A 17,538-nucleotide genomic window follows, 5' to 3' on the forward strand; every position below is an offset into this window, starting at 1 on the left:
TGTCTCCTTGTTTTGATAACACTCCTGATTAACTTTAGCAAAATCTCCATAGATATTGGTGATATAATTTTTTTTATATTTGGGCAGTAAACCTAATTTTTGATATAAATTGCTTATGACTATTTCTCGCTTGGTTGTTCAACTCAATTGTTTATCCTTATTCCTAGTAGCGCTGCTGATACTTTTAACTCAACTTTCCGGCTTAAAAGTCAGCGATTTATTCTTTCATCCTTATTTTTCCCCCAATCCCACTGTCGCCTTGTTAACTCGGATTTTCCAGATTTTATGCTCTGTACCAGTCATTGTTTGTACTTTCACCTATGGATTAGCTAAAAATATTCAACCGCGCCATATTGAAAATCGTTTTATTTTATTTTCCGCTCTTTTAACAGGTGGATTTATGCTCAATGAAATTTACAGGATTCATATATATATGATAGCATTAGGAATTCCCAAGCTAGGAGTAAGTCTTTTATACGCCGTTGTTTTGTCCTCGTACGGATGGTTTTTTCGGCGAGAACTACAGTTTACTCCCTACCAAATACTGTTAGCTGGTTTGGGCTTGTTGTTTTTTGCGATCGGCGTTGATGCACTCAATTTTAAAAGCAAGATAATTTCCAGCTTGCTGGAAGGAGTACCTAAATTGTTTAGCGAAATCAACATTGCGTTTTATTATTGGTATGTCTGTAAGTGTTTTATCCAAAAAGCATTTTATCAAACTATTAATAGCTAGTTAGAAGTAGGTGATATAATGAGCAAAAGTGCATAAAAATATTCTTAGAGTCCTCTTGCCCCATCAATAATATTTACAGCATCTGCATCGATCGGCATTGCTCCGCATTCATATACATTATTTGGCTTAAAAATTCCCACGCATCCTGATAAAATACCATGATAGCAGTTACCATCAACTTCAACTCGATCGCCCAAATAACCGATGACCAATTTTATCAACTATGTCGCGAAAACCCCGATGTCAAATTTGAACGCAACGCCAAAGGAGAAATAATCATCATGCCACCCACAGGAGGAGAAACCGGAAGTTATAATTTTGAAATAGCTACTGATTTTGGAATTTGGAACAGACAAAGTAAACTGGGAATTTGTTTCGATTCTTCAACTTGCTTCAAACTGCCAAGCGGTGCCAATCGTTCTCCCGATGTCTCTTGGATTGAAAAATCAAGATGGGATGCTCTCACTCCCGAACAAAAACAAAAATTTCCTCCCATTGCCCCGGATTTTGTCTTAGAGCTAATGTCGCCCACCGATAGCCTAAAAGACTCTCAAGACAAAATGGAAGAATACATGAATAGCCAAGTAAAACTAGGCTGGTTAATTAACCGCAAAACGCGCCAAGTTGAAATTTATCGCCAAGGACAAGAGAAAGAAGTTTTGGAATGTCCCACAGAACTATCAGGAGAAGATATTTTGCCCGGTTTCGTGCTAAACTTGAAAACACTCTGGTAATAACGAGACATCTTCCATCTATCAGCGTTTATTTACGTTTATCGGCGGTTAAAAAAAAATTATGGAAACTAATACAGAAACGACTGCAACCACTGGCTTAACAGCGGAACAACACAAACAGAAAATGCAGCGCCGCCAAGAAGTGCAATCACAGCGAATCGCTAACTCCTCAAAAGAAAAAGGTTTAATTATAGTCAATACCGGTAACGGCAAAGGCAAAACTACAGCCGCTTTGGGAATGGTTGTGCGATCGCTCGGTCACGGATACCGCGTCGCCATAGTACAATTTATCAAAGGCGCGTGGGAACCCGCTGAGAAAGCCGTTTTTCAACTGTGGGAAAAACAGCTAGAATTTCATGCAATGGGAGAAGGTTTTACCTGGGACACGCAAGACCGCGATCGAGATATCGAAACAGCTCAAAAAGCCTGGGAAAAATCCCTAACTTTTATCTGCAATCCCGAATTTAAATTAGTTCTTCTAGATGAAGTAAATATAGCATTAAAACTAGGTTATTTGCAAGTTGAGCAAGTGCTCTCCGGGTTAGACCAAAAACCAGAAGAAACGCACATTATTTTAACAGGCAGAGGCGCCCCGCCAGCGCTAATCGAACGGGCAGACTTGGTGACAGAAATGATATTAGTTAAGCATCCATTTCGAGAACAAGGCATTAAAGCTCAACCAGGTATTGAGTATTAATGTTGTTTGTAGTCAAGACTTTTTCCCCAATCTCAAATTTAAAATGGATCTATGCTGGCAACGTTAAAGTAAAAGTTGACCCCTTGCCAAACTCGCTATTCACCGTAATTTCTCCGCCCAGCATCTGAGAGTATTTCTGCGCTATTGCCAAACCCAAACCCGTACCTCCGTACTTGCGGGTAGTCGAAGCATCAGCCTGTGTAAAAGGTTGAAATAACTTTTGTAGCTGTTCGGGAGTCATCCCAATCCCTGTATCAGTACACTTAAAAATTAACCTTTCAGAATCCCAATCATTCTCGTCATTTTTAATTCTTTCAACGCTGAGTTTAATTGTCCCTTTATGAGTAAACTTAGCTGCATTGCTGAGCAAATTAAACAAAATTTGAGTAAACTTAATTTTATCGGAATACAATTCGCCAATATTATTAGAACACTCAACATTCAGGCGATTGGTGTTTCGCAAAAAAAGCGGTTCAACAGTTTTCGCTACATCTTGAACTGCCTCCGACACGTCAAAAGTCTCTAATTCAAGTTCCGCGTGACCGGCTTCAATCTTCGACAAGTCCAGAATATCATTAATTAATGTTAGTAAAAGCTGGCCTGCATTGTGAATTCTCTCCAAATCCGACACAAAAACTTCTTCGCCCAAATCTAAAGCCTCTTCTTGCAGAATCTCGCTGTAACCGATAATCGCATTCAGAGGAGTTCGCAGTTCGTGGCTCATGTTAGCCAAAAACTGACTTTTAGCCAAACTAGCGGCTTCTGCGGCTTCCTTTGCCTTGTAGAGTTCTGCCTCGGCTTGCAAGCGGTCGGTCACGTCGTGAGCCAGCACTAATTCAGCATTTCTGCTATCAAATAGCAGGGTATAAGAAGTAATTTGTACATCAATAATTGTTCCGTTTTTTTTCTGGTGCTGCCACACACCGGCAAAATCAATACCGGCATCTACTTGTTGGGATATATTTTCTAGCAATCTCGGCAACTCTTGGGGGGGACGAATGTCCGTAACGGTCATGTTGAGAAATTCGTCGCGAGTGTAGCCGTAGTGTTGGACAGCAGCCTGATTGACGGCTATAAATTCCAGAGTTTCTAAATCGTAAACCCACATCGGATGGGGGTTATTTTTAAACAAAAGTCTGTAGCGTTCTTCCGAGGCTCGCAGTTCGGCTTCGGCTTGTTTGCGCTCGGTAATGTCGCGGACAACAGTGCAAATAATCTCGCGGCCACCGTAGGAAATCACGCTGGCGCTTACTTCCACGTCCACGCAGGAACCGTCTCGGCGGCGGTAGAGAACTTCCCCAATTCGGAATTTTTTGTCCGCCACCAGCAAGTCGATATTGCTGTCAATTATGTCTTTAGAGTAAGCGATGATATCGTAAATAGTTAGTTGCGAAATCGCATCAAGACTGTAATCGAGCAAGTTTCTAAACGCTGTATTGGCTTCCAAAAGGCGTTTGGTTTGAGCGTCCCACAAGAAAATGCAATCTGTAGCTTGCTCGACTACCGCTTGGTAGCGAGCTTTTTCCTCAAGTTGTTCGCTTTCGGCGATCGCGAGGGCCGAAAGCATTCCGTTGATAGTATGGGCAAGGTCTGACAACTCGTCTTCGCCCGTCACCGGCAGCCGCACCGAGAGGTCTTGGCTGCTGCTGACGCGGTTGACTGCTTTCGCCAAACCGGTCAACCGAGATAGTACCAGATGCTCTAGCAGCAGCAGAGTGCAGCCGATCAACCCAACTCCCGCTAACCCTACAGATATCAGCAGGTACAGCAAACTGATCTGACCTTGCCGGTATATTTCTCTGGGGATATCAACCCGCAATAGCAGCGCAGGTTGGTTGTAAATATCGCGGATCAGAGCGTAACCCGCGATCGACTCTTCGCTTAAAGGACGCACCAAAATCGGTTTTTTTTCCGACAGTTTCTCCCGCGCTTTCTGAAAGTCTGCAGGCAACCGAGCCTCATTAACGCTGTGTACGATCAGCGGCAAGCGAGTAATTTTAGAAACCTTCGCAATGCCCGCAGCATCTAAATTGCGCCCGAATACCAGCGTGCCTCGGATCGGGCCGGTGCTTTTAGTCGTGAGAATTGGTCGGGAAGTAATCAGTATCGGCCCTGACGGTAGCAGCAGGATACCAGCAAGGCTGCTTTTGGCGTTGGGGTGCTTCAACAACAGCGGGTCACTGAGAGAAATGCGCCGTTTTAATGCTTCTGGAACAGGCGTTAGTTTCAGCTTTTGGCTGTCTAAACCCGTACCGTAAACTATTTTGCCAGAAGTATTGACAAATACGGCTATATTAACTCTTATATTAGCCAGCCCTTCTGGAATTAAATTGGAGGCAATGAATCCTGAGTTGCGGTTTTGCATGAAAGTGTAGGTGTCGTCCCAGGACGACCAGTCGGCAAAGCGCGAGTTGAAGTCGTCGGCAGTTTGCCCGAACACGCTGAGAACTCCCCTGACAACCTGTGTGGCTTCTTGTTCCTCTGCTTTGACCAGGCTGCCCAAGAGGATGCTTGATGAGGCGACATACAGAATGCCTGTCAGTCCAGCGATGGTAATGCCAACTATCGATAGTGTTTTCCGACGCAGTTTCATCTTGCTCTGTGTGTGGTGTCCGTCCGAAATTCTCAACTCAGGAGCAATTTTACTACTGTTTCCTGAACCCTGACTGGTGGCGCAGCGCGTGTTTCCTACTTTTCCCACACCTGCTGTTTGTGAGCTTCCTGGCAAATACCCAAGATGCGCCGATCGTTCTCGCTGATGGTGGAAATTGGGTAATACTGTTGCAGGTTTACGGAGTAGGGAGAGCGACTACCGTCGTAACTGTCCACTACTGTTAAATTTAACTGAGTTCGATCGCTTGTGCCGTAAAAACAGTAAAAAGCAGACCGAGGCAGGTAAAAAGCGCCGACTACTTTACTCTGCCGCATTTCAAATACAAAATATTCTTTGTTAATTTCATCTGGCTTGCTCGACTGGCCGTAGAGGTAAACGCCCTCTGCTAAACCTGTGCTAGCTGTATCTGGCGCAGGATTTGGGGGAGATTGCGACCTTAAAACGCCGGATTTGATGTCCGATTCCTGTGTCCGGCGTGTGGGGAATGCAATGCTGAAATTACCGGGCGAGAGAGCAAGCGAGAGAGCGATCGCGATCGCGATCGCGATCGCTTTTAAACTTCCTGTCAATATCAAATAAGTCAAAACCACTCCAGACCCCAAAATTTAAAATACCTGGTTCCAAGCGCCTCTTGTACCAGTTTCACAAAGATTGTAGAGAAACCGGGTATTTGGCTTAATGTTGGCTATTAACTTGAAGGAACGATCGCCCGCCCGGTTCCTGAACTTAAATCTAAGATTAGTTTTGATAAATTTTGCGCCGGATCGGGGCGGGCGATCGGCCCATCAAATAATACTATTTTAGATTTTAAATTTTAGATTAAAGAATTCAATAATTTGGCGTGACCTATTCCATCAGGGTTTGGATCGCGGGTCTACAGTTGCATTCTTTTTAAAAAATGGTATAAACTCGCATCTTGCACCATTGTTAATAAGCCTTGTACGGGCGGGCTAGAATATCGCATTCCACAAGAAAGTTTAGTCTTGGCTTCACAAGCCCGAAAGCCTGTTAAGCGAGAATTGTGCAAGATGTGAGTAGAAAAGTATGCTTCTCAGCAGCGCCAACACGAAAAAAAAAGTTGAGATTTTCCCAAAATCTCAACTTTTTTAGTGACTAACTAGCCAAGTATTCTCGGACTTGAGATTGGCGACGCCGCAAGTGGGCGAGGGCTTGATGTTCTAGCTGCCGCACCCGTTCCCGGCTGAGATTGAGCCGTTCCCCGACTTTCGCCAGCGACATTTCGGTGCCGTCTTCCAAACCGAAGCGGAGAATTATTACATCTCGCTGCTGGGGGGTAAGTTCTGATATCAAAGTATCGAGGTCTTGCCGCAGCAATTCCGAGGTAATGTAGTTGTCTGGAGATGCCGTTTCGTCTTCTAAGAGTTCTTGCAATTCGGTATCTTGATTGTCTCCTACCCGCAAGTCCAAAGAAACTGGATGTCTGGCCATCAGCAGGTATTCCCGAATTTGGGAAGGGTGCAGTTCCAAGGCGGCGGCAATTTCTGCAGGGGAGGGAGACCGACCCAACTGCTGCGTGAGTTCCCGCTGCACCTTTTTGATTTTGTTGAGTTTTTCGGTGATGTGAATTGGCAATCGAATTGTGCGGGCGTGTTGGGCGATCGCGCGGGTAATTGCTTGCCGAATCCACCAGTAGGCATAAGTAGAAAATTTGTATCCCCGCATCGGGTCAAATTTTTCGACTCCTCGTTCTAAACCGAGGGTGCCTTCTTGAATTAAATCCAAGAATTCCATATTGCGTTTCTGGTATTTTTTGGCGATCGCCACTACTAGCCGCAAATTCGCTTCAATCATCTTTTGCTTGGCGCGCCGGCCTAACTGCAATATCCGGTTCAGTTCAGCTTCGGTCAACTCCATTTCGGCAGCCCACTCTTGATTCGTCAGATCCCGCTGCCATTCTTTAGCAAGTGCTTGTTTTGCTTCGATTAATTTCATCATTTGCTGCACCTGCTTCCCGAAAACAATTTCTTCTTCTCGGGTTAGAAGAGGTACGCGACCGATCTCGTGCAGATAGGTACGAACCGTATCCGTTGAGGAGTATGGCCGGCTGCCCATGCGATCGGCTTTCACTGTTTTGTTTTTGGGGGTTGTGGTGGACATGGGTGAGTATTGCACTCCTTGTAACAACAGATAAAAAGTTGGTGATACCCTGTCCCACTTTTGCAAGTGGGATAAAGACTGCGACAGGGGGGATGTTTCCCCTCCTGTTTATCGGTGACGATCGGTAGAAGCTTGTTGTTTGGGATTACTTTTGTGCTTGATTTTCCAGTAATCCCCGTCGATTTTCGGTAGCTCGCTAGCTTCAACAGCTAGTTCAAGGCGAAGTGAAGCAAGACTTTAGTTTTCTCAATATTATTCCCATTTTTGAGGATCGTAAAGGGTAAAAACCTCTGTCTTAAGGTCAAGATTCTACATTTTTCCTTAAGGTTTTGAATTCCCTGTTCGTTTTAACTGCAACTCAACTTCACAATACTCATGCAAACAGACTCATGCAATTCGAGGGCTTTTTTTTTGCTCTCTGTTCCATCATCGCTTGAAATTTTCTCGCTGCCTAGATGCTGGGATGCGAGATAACCGAACTCGATCACCGTATTAGCTACGACTTACGCTTTAAAATATATATTGACATTTTTCTTAGAATATGCTATTGCAACTCGGCTGTGAGTAAGTAAAGGTGTATAAAGGCTGGCTGTTGGGCTGTTTAAGTTGAATTGTGCCGCGAGGCTCAACCAGATTTAAGCTTAGGCAAATTTTTTGAAGGTAGGGATGAGGGGTGAGGGGGTGAAAGGGGAAAAGCTTCTGGGTGAAAGCTGGGGGCTAATTTGTTTGACGTTGGATGCACTTTTTCCTTTATAACTAAGGCAAAAATCAGGTATTTCCGTCATTGCCAGCGATCGCCAATTTTTCGCAAGGATTAATTTACAGTAACATTGGCCTAATTTCTGTAATTAATCTAGCAGTTGTCAATCTAAAATCCCAAATCCATTTTAGCAGCTTCTGCCTCGGCAAATACTTGTTCATCGGGCATTTCTTGCCAGTCAATATCCCCAATTTCTCTGTAGAATTGCTCGTCATAGGGGCGAGTTTGCACGACTACGGGCATGGGTACGGCGTGCCCCAAAACTAATGCTTGCTGTTTGGAGTCGAGTTTTGCCAAAACCGATCGCAAACTCTGCCCTCCAGAAACGCCTGTAAAAATAGCATCGATGTCTTTATCATCGTTTAGCAAAGCTGTGATCCGCGTTCCGACTTGCGACATGACTTCGGCGTCGATTCCTGACGGACGCTGGTCTACAATCAACAGAGTTACAAAGTATTTTCGCATTTCTCGGGCGATCGTACCGAAAATAGTCGATCGGACGATCGCCGGATCGAGAAAGCGGTGAGCTTCTTCAATGGTAATCACCAACGGCTGCGGGCGATCGCACGGATTTTTGCTCTGCAAAAACTTCTCAGCTTTCCGCACGTAAGCTTGGTGAATGCGGCGAGTAATCACGTTTGCCGCCAACATATAGGACAGCAAATCCGAGTGCGAACCAAATTCAATTACTACATTTTTTCCACCATCCAAACACTGCAAAACTTCTGTTACATAATTTTTCGGACAGCGTTTACGAATGTATTTCAAATCATTCAGTCGCTCTAACTTCCGCTGCAAAGCCATAATCGAAGACTTATTTCCCCGCTTTTCTTCGCAAAACATTTGGATATCTTCGTTGGTCATTTCCAGCAACTTGTTGATCCAACCACTTCCCAACTCATTTCGCAAAATAATAGCATTTTCGATACTAGCTTCCGACAAATTTAACTCGCGCTGCACCAGCGCGATGTCTTCCACTTCAATTTGATCGAAACTCAAAAACAACTCTTGAGCGTCACGAACTCCCCGGCGTTTGGTGGATTCTGGATCGAGGGTATAAATCTGAATTTTATCGGGAAACAACTGCCGCAAACCTTTAACAGTGCTGAACTGTTTCCCTTCCGAAACAGCTTCCCACCCGTACTCCGAGTGCATATCAAAAATTAAATTAACAGCAGCTTGCTTGCGAATAATTCCCGATAGAAGCAAGCGAGTAAGAAAAGATTTTCCCGTTCCCGACTTGCCAAAAACTCCGTTGCTGCGTTCCACAAATCGGTCTAAATCCAAGCATACAGCAACGTCCATGTCAATCGGTTTGCCGATCGCAAAATTGCGGCGGTACGGGTCATCTTCCCAGCCAAAAACTGCCCTAAAATCGGTTTCTTTGGCATCAAACACCTGGGAAAAGTGGCTGGGAATAGTTTTAACCGGCAGCAACTCAATATCCGCACCGGTTTGTGACTCAAAAGAAGCCAAATTTCCTAAAGCCAACTTGTTCTCGCGGACTCCGCCGTTTTTCGGATCGAAAATTGCCTGCTGTTTTTCTCGTTCCGCAGTCAACATCAACATCGGCGACAGTTCGATCGTACCGTAGGTGCTGCTACCGGCTAGCACTGCTAGAAGAAAATCGTCGTTGGGATTGGGAGGATTCGATAGAATGCGAGCGCTGGAAGTTCCGAGAGACACGTCGGTGAGCATACAGAAAAAGTGCGATCGCACCCCCCGCACTACTAGAAATTTCCCCACCCTCATATCTTCCACCGAAACGTCGGCGTGCAGTCGCACTTCTAATCCCTTGCTCAGGGAACCTTGAATAACAGAGCCTAACGGTCGATCCATTTTAGATTTTAGATTTTAGATTTTAGATTTTTAATAATCGAGCAATTTTCGATGGGCGATTTTTTATTTTAGATTTTAGATTGTTAACAGTCAACTAATTACCATTCCGATTCTAGTGGCAATTCAAAAAAACTCGGACTCAGATCTATATCTGCCAAATCGGTTTCGCTCAAATAAGCATCGGTCAAAAATACCCCTTTTAAACTTGCGCCTTTGAGGTTTGTACCTTTCAGGTTAGCACCTCTGAGATTAACTCGGAATAAATGAGCATCGCTCAAGTCGGCCTCAGTTAAATCAGCTCCCTCCAAATTTACTCTCATCAAATCTGCTTTTCGGAGGTCAGCTTCGGTTAACTTAGCGCCGCTGAGGTCAGCTTTTGTCAAGTCTACACCTCTCAAGTCTGCCCCGCTCAAGTTAGCGAACAGCAAAGTAGCTCCGGTGAAATCTGTCTCCCTCAAATCGGCATCGCTTAAATTAGCGCCACTGAGGTCAGCCCTTGTTAAGTCTACACCCCGGAGGTCAGCAGAACTCAAGTTTACTTGGTGTAAAATTGCGCCGCTTAAATCGGCTCCTCTCAAATCTGTTCCCTCCAAGTTTGCACCTTTGAGGTAAGCTTTTTTTAAGCTAGCTCTGCTGAGGTCTACATTTTTGAGATTGACCGAACTTAAGTTAGAACCGCTCAAATTAGCTCCGCTTAAATCGGATCCGTTTAAGTCGGCTCCGGTTAAGTTTATCCCTTGCAGCGATACATTGGGAGCAATTAAATAAGCTCCGCCCATAGCGGGGTCAATGCCTTCTGAAAACAAAGTGTTGTTGCTATAAACAGCTTTCTCCAAAATCGTGCCGCTCAAACTGGCTTCCCTCAAGTCCGCTGCGCTGAGGTTGGCTCCTGCTAAGTTTGCCCGATCGAGTTTTGCGCCAAATAAAATAGCTTTGTATAAGTTTGTCCGCCGCAAATCGGCTCCTTTTAAATCGGCTTCGGTCAAATCTACCATAGCCAGATTTAAGCCGGGGAGCGAAGCATTGGGAGCTAGCAAAAATGCTCCCAATGCACCCGGGTCAATATCCTCGGGAAAGATAGTCCGGTTGTTGTATACGGCCTTGTCTAAAATGGCGCCTCTCAACTGACAACCGCGCAAATCGGCTCCGCTGAGGTTTGCTCTGGTTAAATTGGCTTCCTGGAGATTTGCTCCAACTAAATTAGCCTTGATCAAACTTGCTTGTTTGAGGTTGGCGCCCGTGAGTTCGGCTCCTACGAGAGTAGCTTCTCGGAGGACAGCATCGGTCAAATTGGCTCTAGTGAGGTTAGCTAAATTGAGAAATGATTCAGCTAAATCCGCCCCGCTGAGATTGGCGCCGGTAAGGTCGGCTTCTATCAGGTCTGCATACCTGAGAATAGCGTCGCTGAGGTTGGTTTCTCGGAGGTCGGTGCCTCTGAGGTTGGCTCCCCGGAGTTCTGCACCGCTGAGGTTGGTGCCTTTGAGGGCTTGTCCCCTGAGGTCGAGTCGGTGCAGAAAGTCACCAACGTTCATTTCCATGTCAATTCACCCTCTCTATTCCGATACTTTTTTCCTAACCTTTGAAATCAAGTTAGATATTCTGAAAGTACCTTTGCTGAGTTCTGGTCAAAACCATTGTAATCATCAATAGCCACAACTGTCGCATCTGGCGGATAGTGTTCTGGAATATCGTCAATGGCTACCAAGGTGAGTTTTCTGCTTGATTTGTCGCAGATACTCAAGAACTTCCTGATGTCGTAGATATTTGTGTTGGTGAATATTTTTGGGGTTGAGAAAAGGGGTGAATCCGATAATACAGATAGCGCTATCTGGTGAAAACAATGGAGGGATTACCGCGAAGGGAAATATTTCACGCCAATAATATGAAATTACTGCTCGCGCATTAGGATAGGAACGAAGGACATTTTCAAAGTGATTAAGGCAAGCTGAATTGAATTTCATTATATCTGCTTGCACTCCAGATGTTTCATGTCTTTTGTCAGGAATAAGTACACCATCAATGTTTAATAAAATTAACATTAAGTCAAAGTACTCTTGAAAAATTTAATGACTATTAATACTGCTTGATAATATAAATGTGCATTTACGAGGCTCTCTCAAATATTCGCTGCATGGACTTGTTAGACTGAAATCCACATTGTTATCCGCTGTTTTTCTTGGCTGCTGCTTTCTGAGGAAAGGAAGATGCTGGTATCAACAAGTATTGTTCTGCAATTCACAGTTTTTCTTGGCTGATGCCTTCCCCCCTGCAGGGGTAGGGGGGGTTGCCTTCTACCTTCTGCCTTCAGGGAATAGGAGCAAAACTATAAATTTTTTGAGGTTCAAGCCGATCGCAAATTCCGGTTAATTCCGACAAAAGGAATGTCTCGCGATCGAGCTGGACTTGCAGGGTTTTGAGCGGATCTGCACCGGAGGAAACCAGGAATTCTAATTTTTGCAAATCCGACCAGGTGGCTATTTCGCCGAGAATTTGACCGATCGCCTTGACGTAAGGATGGTTTGGATCTTTGTACCAATCGGGGGCTGCGAGTCCGGCTTGATCGAAGCCGAGGTGAACGATGAGGGAGCCTTCTCCGAAAAGGGCTATGCCCACCGGTCGCGCTTCTTCTTGCAGCAACAAGTGCTGGCTAGCCGCCAAATGCCGCAGTTTTTCGAGGTGTTCGTACCGACTGTGAATGGCAGAATCTTCCTCTTTTCCTTCTGCTTTCTGACTTCTACCTTCTTCCTTTGTTGCGTTCCACTGAATGGCCACTGTTACTAAATAAGTTTGCAGCAGCATATGACCGAGTTTTTCGGCTTTTGTTGCTAGATAGATCGAGTTGTAATCTGTGGCTTCAATTAGTAAGGGGACGCGATCGGCTACTTCAATTCCATAACCTTTCAAACCAGCAATTTTGCGCGGGTTGTTGGTAATCAACCGAATTTTTTTAACTCCCAAATCGTTCAGCATTTGCGCTCCGACGCCGTAGTTCCGCAAGTCGGCGGGAAATCCCAACCGTTCGTTGGCTTCTACGGTATCCAATCCCAAATCTTGCAGCGAGTATGCTTTTAGTTTATTCACCAATCCAATGCCCCGACCTTCTTGGCGCAAGTAAACGATGACGCCAGAACCGACATTTTCGATCATTTTCAGTGCCGCTTGCAGTTGCATCCGACAGTCGCAGCGCAGGGAACCCAAAGCATCGCCGGTCAGGCATTCGGAATGCACCCGCACCATCACGGGTTTGTCTTTAAATTCTGCCGGGTCGCCCTTGACAATAGCAACGTGTTCTGAATTGTCTTGGGTGTCGCGGTAGGCGTAAATCATAAACTCGCCGAATTGAGTGGGCAATTTGGCAACTGTTTCGCGGCGGACGAATCGATCGTGCTTGAGCCGGTAGCTAATTAAGTCGGCAATACTGATGATTTTGAGGTTGTGGGTTTTGCCGTACTCGATCAATTCCGGCAGCCGCGCCATCGAACCGTCGGGGTTTTGAATTTCGCAGATGACGCCGGCAGGATACAGGCCCGCGAGTCTGGCGAGGTCAACCGAGGCCTCGGTGTGACCGGCGCGTTTGAGGACGCCACCGTCGATCGCCCGCAGGGGGAAAATGTGACCGGGACGGCGCAAGTCTTGAGGTTTGGTGTCCGGGTGGATGGCTACTTGGATGGTGCGCGCCCGGTCTTCGGCGGAGATACCGGTACTGACGCCGTTGACTGCATCGATGCTGACGGTGAAGGCAGTTTGGTTGCTGTCGGTGTTTTTGCTGACCATGAGGGGCAGTTCCAGGCGATCGAGCCTTTCACCACTCAAAGCCAGACAAATCAAACCTCGCGCGTTCACGGCCATAAAATTGATGTTGTCGGGGGTGGCGAATTGGGCGGCACATATCACGTCGCCTTCGTTTTCGCGATTTTCGTCATCGACTACTACCAGGGGGCGACCTGCTTTGAGGTCTGCGAGGGCGCTGTCGATCGAGTCAAATTGAAATGATTGTGTTGAGGTGTGGTTATTGGGCACTGAGAAGTTCAAGCTATAAACAGTAATGTTATGGAAATAGAATCTATTTTTGATTGTAACCTTTTGTTTCCGACAGGGCGATTCCCAGTCCCGATGAGTTTGACAATATTTCTTAACTCATTTACTATAATTATTGCATTTTGTCAACAAAATATCTCCCTAATATTGCATGAGCTTGACTGATATCGCGAGGCTTTTAGGTAAACCGTACTTCCAAGCTCCTAATTGCTTAATTTATAACATGGACTGTTTGGAAGCATTAAAGCTGCTGCCCGATCAATTTGTAGATTTAACCGTTACCAGCCCGCCTTATAACATCGGCAAAGAGTACGAAAAATTCTTGGTGTTAGATGAGTATTTAAACTGGTGCGAGCAGTGGATAGCGGAGGTTTACCGGGTAACGCTCGATCGAGGAGCCTTTTGGCTGAATTTAGGTTATTTGTCAATTCGCGATCGGGCAAAAGCAATTCCGATTTCCTACCTGCTTTGGGACAAAGTGCCTTTTTATCTGATTCAAGAAGTTGTCTGGAACTACGGCGCAGGAGTTGCGGGCAGCAAGTTCTTTTCACCCCGCAATGAAAAGTTTCTCTGGTATGTAAAAAATCAAGACAAGTATACATTTAATTTGGATGAAGTGCGCGACCCAAATGTGAAATATCCGAATCAGAAAAAGAACGGCAAGATTAAAGTAAACTTAAAAGGCAAAAATCCGACGGATGTGTGGCAGTTCCCAAAAGTTACGACTGGGAAAAACCGAGCTTCAAAAGAACGCACGCCTCACCCCGCTCAATTTCCTGTTGCTGTTGTCGATCGCATCATCAAGTCTGCATCGAATTTAAACGACATTGTTTTAGATCCGTTTATGGGTTCCGGGACTACAGCAATTGTCGCTCTGGGTTTGCAGCGACAAGTTATTGGATTTGAAATTAGGGCTGATTACTGTGAGATTGTCGCTAGTAGAATAGATAATTTTTTGATGGACAAGGAACTCAGAGAAGCACAGTTATCTTTATTCTAAAGTTGGTAATTGCAGCAATTTATAACGTTCAACTGCAGGACTCAATTTCGCCTGTTGCCCAGTTGCAGCGGCTTGACCTTGCCAATCTTCTCGGTCTAACCATCCAAATCTGACTAAATTAATCTGCGGTAGTTGTGAGCCTTGAATTTTTTGGTTAAATTTCTGGAAATTAACAACAAGATAATAGCCCGATTTATTCTTTTTTCCTTCTATACCAGTAGTGCTTAGTTGAGTATAACTGCGATTTCCATATGTATTACGATTACTTGAAGAAGTTTTAATCTCGATCGAGAAGCAATCATCTAGAAGACAGACCAGATCTTTTTCAGTAGCATTTTCTTCGCGGCGCCAAATTTCTGGGTATCGCCTAGCCAATTCTAATGGGATGAGTTCGTGCAAAAAGTATCCCATAATTTGGGGGCGGGGAAATAAATCGACACCTATTTTATAGTTTTTGCTAGTTAGATTAGATTCAAATATTTCTCGCCAGACTTGAATTACTACTTCATATATTTCATCCGGGTTAAGTGGATGTATCTCTATCAGTTCCCTGGTTTTTGCTGCCCAATCTGCTGTGGCAAGCCCCGCATAAGGTGAAGTCATTTACTCTATCCCCTCCAACAATTCGCTTAGCGATACTCCCAACGCTTTAGCTAGACGCACAATATTCAGAAGTGCAACATTTCTCTCGCCACGTTCAATGCCGCCAATGTAATTTCGATGCAGTTCTGCTAGTTCAGCTAACTCCTCTTGGCTTAGCCCCCTAGCTTTTCTCAATTTCCGAACCTGTTCGCCAAATATTTTAAGCTTTATATTTTTTGTCACTAGAAAAATTTAAAGCTTGTAACGGCTTTAAATCTACACACTATGAGTGTTAATTTAAAAAAAGTTTCAATCAACTTGGCAGTCTGGCACTGTCCAGCCATTTTTCTGACGATCGCACTGCCCAGAAAGTAGCGCTATTGTTAAAACGCTGACCCAACATCTGAGAAAATCTTGTTACCACACAATACGATTTTCTCAGATGACCGCAATAACTTGGCCAAAGTGGCTCCCTTATCCTATCTCCTGGATGCGAGCCTGTGCACTGCTTTACACTCTTACTCTCCTAGTTAAGTCTCAACTTCTCCTCCGACACAGTGACAGCATTTTCGCCGTCGTGATTGGAGCCTGGGTTACAGTACCGTTTGTGTTTACCTTTTTTCATTGGGCAATTGCATCTGGGGAAAAACCGAGCTTCAAAAGAACACACGCCTCACCCCGCTCAATTTCCTGTTGCTGTTGTCGATCGCATCATCAAGTCTGCATCGAATTTAAACGAAATTGTTTTAGATCCATTTATGGGTTCCGGTACTACAGCAATTGTGGCTCTGAGTTTGCAGGGTCAAGCGATCGGATTTGAAATTATGGCTGATTACTGTGATATTGAGCCTAATCGAGTTGATGATTTTTTAACGGACAAGGAACTCAGAGAAGCACAGTTATCTTTATTCTATGGTTGGTAATTGCAGCAATTTATAAAGTTTAACTATTTTATAGATTGGTATCAAATAGAACGTTGGAGGTTAAGTAAAGCGATCGCTGAACACTCAGCGGCAATCTCGCGTGGCTAGCTTACTGAAGCCGATAATTGCTCAAAAAATTAGGAATGTCTGTCTAAATTCATAAGTGCTGCGCCTTGACAAATAAAATTTTACGAGAATGCAAAACACTCGTTTCACATTCTCGGCAGCAGTAACGTAAGCAGCACCAAAAGCCCCCATAACCAGCACAAAACTCAAAGGCAATGGTTGAAATCCGAGCAGGGTTGCCAAGATGTCCAGGGAATGATTATTGTCACTCCGATGCTTGATGGCGTTGCCATCAACAAGTATTTTTCCGGACGGACTGTTGAGAATGGATTGGCGGGTATGAATGACTAGCACAACCAGCGATAAAGAGATTATTTTTACCTCTGTTTCCGTTCAACTCCGATCGATTGCTTGAATAGTAACTGCGAAGTCACAACAGCAATCCATCAATAAATTGAAGGCACGCCGCTAGTCCCTCAAAAGGAACTGCAAGATCGGGAATGGCAAGGAGATTAAATTGATAGACCACTAATTTGAGATTTACGCCATCGCTGTTTTTTGTATTATTCTATTATGTTAAAGTCTTTTTTCTTCCTTTATTGTAGGGAATGGTACTGTTGTCATGGATTTTTTCGGTGGTTCGATCGCCTTTGTCTGTCAAGCGTTCGGTAGAAAAAGACGATAGGATTCGCTGTCCATCAGAATTCTGAAACCCAGCCACATCAGCACGAAAGGGAAAAACTTGCTCGCATAACGGCTGAGCACCAAAGCAATACCAGGTAGATGCGTCAGAGTATAGGACATAAACAGCCAGCAGCAAACAATAAAATAGCAAACGGGTATAATTACGGACAGATTTTGAATTGAGCTAGTGGCAAACAAAGGGATATAGATCCCAAGATTGTTGCCACCGTTAGCAATTGTGACCGAGGAGACGCGATAGGTCTGCGGATCGCGGATTACGTCCCAGAGCGATCGCTTTCTTGAATCAAAGCCTCGAAATTTAGAGTTTCTTTTCAGATTATCTGACTTATCTTCGGCTGAATCATCCTTGTTAAGGTTGAGTAAATTATTCAAGCCAATAAGTATCGGCAAAATCCCCAGTAGACCAGTCCAAGTGGACGGAATCACTAGCCCCACTAAGAAACCAACCAAACTTACTATCATCAATACCGTGAACCCTAGAAGCTCACCAACCACAACATGTTGAGGGCGAAAAGTACGATTAACCTCACTGAAGAAAGCCGTCAGATAAATATTGTCGTCAAACGTTGTTGCCAAAGCAGTAGCTAGCCCGATCTTAAGCGTTGCAATTAACCAATCCATTACCATTCCTCACTTAACACCTATCCGATCGCCGAAACGAGCGATCGCTCAACCATTGTACAAATTATCACAATGTCGATAGGATAGTGTGAGTATCCCATATTGGGT

The 17,538-nt window shown here is 44.7% G+C and carries 16 protein-coding genes; 5 read left to right on the forward strand and 11 right to left on the reverse strand.

The genetic code is table 11. The features are described from left to right. Positions 1-115: 115 nt before the first annotated feature. From QUA13_RS05035 to cobO, 3 genes are all read left to right on the forward strand, one after another. Entirely contained in the window at positions 116-733 is a 618-nt protein-coding gene (locus QUA13_RS05035) for a hypothetical protein (RefSeq protein ID WP_333197099.1), read from the forward strand. A gap of 158 nt (positions 734-891) precedes the next feature. Further along, a complete protein-coding gene (locus QUA13_RS05040) occupies positions 892-1,467 on the forward strand; it encodes a Uma2 family endonuclease (RefSeq protein ID WP_333197101.1) in 576 nt (191 codons plus the stop codon). A gap of 61 nt (positions 1,468-1,528) precedes the next feature. After that, on the forward strand, positions 1,529-2,164 hold the full coding sequence (gene cobO, locus QUA13_RS05045; RefSeq protein ID WP_333197102.1) for a cob(I)yrinic acid a,c-diamide adenosyltransferase: 636 nt from the start codon (positions 1,529-1,531) through the stop codon (positions 2,162-2,164). A gap of 49 nt (positions 2,165-2,213) precedes the next feature. Here cobO and QUA13_RS05050 read toward each other — a convergent pair whose 3' ends face one another. From QUA13_RS05050 to ribBA, 7 genes are all read right to left on the reverse strand, one after another. Beyond that, complete coding sequence (locus tag QUA13_RS05050; protein ID WP_333197103.1) at positions 2,214-4,892, reverse strand: CHASE4 domain-containing protein; 2,679 nt, start codon at positions 4,890-4,892, stop codon at positions 2,214-2,216. Then, the gene (locus QUA13_RS05055) at positions 4,853-5,368 is read right to left on the reverse strand and encodes a hypothetical protein (protein ID WP_333197195.1); all 516 of its coding nucleotides are present in this window, start codon (positions 5,366-5,368) and stop codon (positions 4,853-4,855) included. Before QUA13_RS05055 ends, QUA13_RS05050 begins: the two co-directional genes overlap by 40 nt. 523 nt (positions 5,369-5,891) lie before the next feature. Continuing rightward, positions 5,892-6,896: an RNA polymerase sigma factor, RpoD/SigA family gene (locus tag QUA13_RS05060; protein ID WP_172190656.1), complete on the reverse strand. Its 1,005-nt coding sequence runs from the start codon at positions 6,894-6,896 to the stop codon at positions 5,892-5,894. 868 nt (positions 6,897-7,764) lie between these two features. After that, entirely contained in the window at positions 7,765-9,495 is a 1,731-nt protein-coding gene (locus QUA13_RS05065) for a helicase HerA domain-containing protein (RefSeq protein ID WP_172190655.1), read from the reverse strand. Between the two features lie 98 nt (positions 9,496-9,593). After that, the gene (locus tag QUA13_RS05070; RefSeq protein ID WP_333197105.1) at positions 9,594-11,033 is read right to left on the reverse strand and encodes a pentapeptide repeat-containing protein; all 1,440 of its coding nucleotides are present in this window, start codon (positions 11,031-11,033) and stop codon (positions 9,594-9,596) included. Between the two features lie 153 nt (positions 11,034-11,186). Next, positions 11,187-11,534: an HAD domain-containing protein gene (locus tag QUA13_RS05075; protein WP_333197108.1), complete on the reverse strand. Its 348-nt coding sequence runs from the start codon at positions 11,532-11,534 to the stop codon at positions 11,187-11,189. Positions 11,535-11,799: 265 nt separating this feature from the next. Next, positions 11,800-13,515, reverse strand: a complete 1,716-nt coding sequence (gene ribBA / locus QUA13_RS05080; protein WP_333197111.1) for a bifunctional 3,4-dihydroxy-2-butanone-4-phosphate synthase/GTP cyclohydrolase II — start codon at positions 13,513-13,515, stop codon at positions 11,800-11,802. Between the two features lie 169 nt (positions 13,516-13,684). Between ribBA and QUA13_RS05085 the strand changes: the two genes are divergently transcribed. Continuing rightward, positions 13,685-14,533: a site-specific DNA-methyltransferase gene (locus QUA13_RS05085; RefSeq protein ID WP_333197113.1), complete on the forward strand. Its 849-nt coding sequence runs from the start codon at positions 13,685-13,687 to the stop codon at positions 14,531-14,533. Here QUA13_RS05085 and QUA13_RS05090 read toward each other — a convergent pair. Beyond that, positions 14,525-15,136, reverse strand: coding sequence for a ScaI family restriction endonuclease (locus QUA13_RS05090; protein ID WP_333197116.1), 612 nt, complete (start codon positions 15,134-15,136; stop codon positions 14,525-14,527). The genes QUA13_RS05085 and QUA13_RS05090 overlap by 9 nt on opposite strands. Continuing rightward, positions 15,137-15,358, reverse strand: coding sequence for a helix-turn-helix transcriptional regulator (locus QUA13_RS05095; protein WP_333187484.1), 222 nt, complete (start codon positions 15,356-15,358; stop codon positions 15,137-15,139). 362 nt (positions 15,359-15,720) lie between these two features. Between QUA13_RS05095 and QUA13_RS05100 the strand changes: the two genes are divergently transcribed. Next, the gene (locus QUA13_RS05100) at positions 15,721-16,038 is read left to right on the forward strand and encodes a site-specific DNA-methyltransferase (RefSeq protein WP_333197120.1); all 318 of its coding nucleotides are present in this window, start codon (positions 15,721-15,723) and stop codon (positions 16,036-16,038) included. Positions 16,039-16,167: 129 nt separating this feature from the next. Here QUA13_RS05100 and QUA13_RS05105 read toward each other — a convergent pair whose 3' ends face one another. Together QUA13_RS05105 and QUA13_RS05110 are read right to left on the reverse strand one after the other, a co-directional pair. Further along, on the reverse strand, positions 16,168-16,458 hold the full coding sequence (locus QUA13_RS05105) for a hypothetical protein (RefSeq protein WP_333197122.1): 291 nt from the start codon (positions 16,456-16,458) through the stop codon (positions 16,168-16,170). Positions 16,459-16,761: 303 nt separating this feature from the next. Beyond that, a complete protein-coding gene (locus tag QUA13_RS05110; RefSeq protein WP_333197123.1) occupies positions 16,762-17,430 on the reverse strand; it encodes a cadmium resistance transporter in 669 nt (222 codons plus the stop codon). Positions 17,431-17,538 lie beyond the last annotated feature (108 nt).

Source organism: Microcoleus sp. S28C3, assembly GCF_036700785.1.
Taxonomy (GTDB): domain Bacteria; phylum Cyanobacteriota; class Cyanobacteriia; order Cyanobacteriales; family Microcoleaceae; genus Microcoleus; species Microcoleus asticus.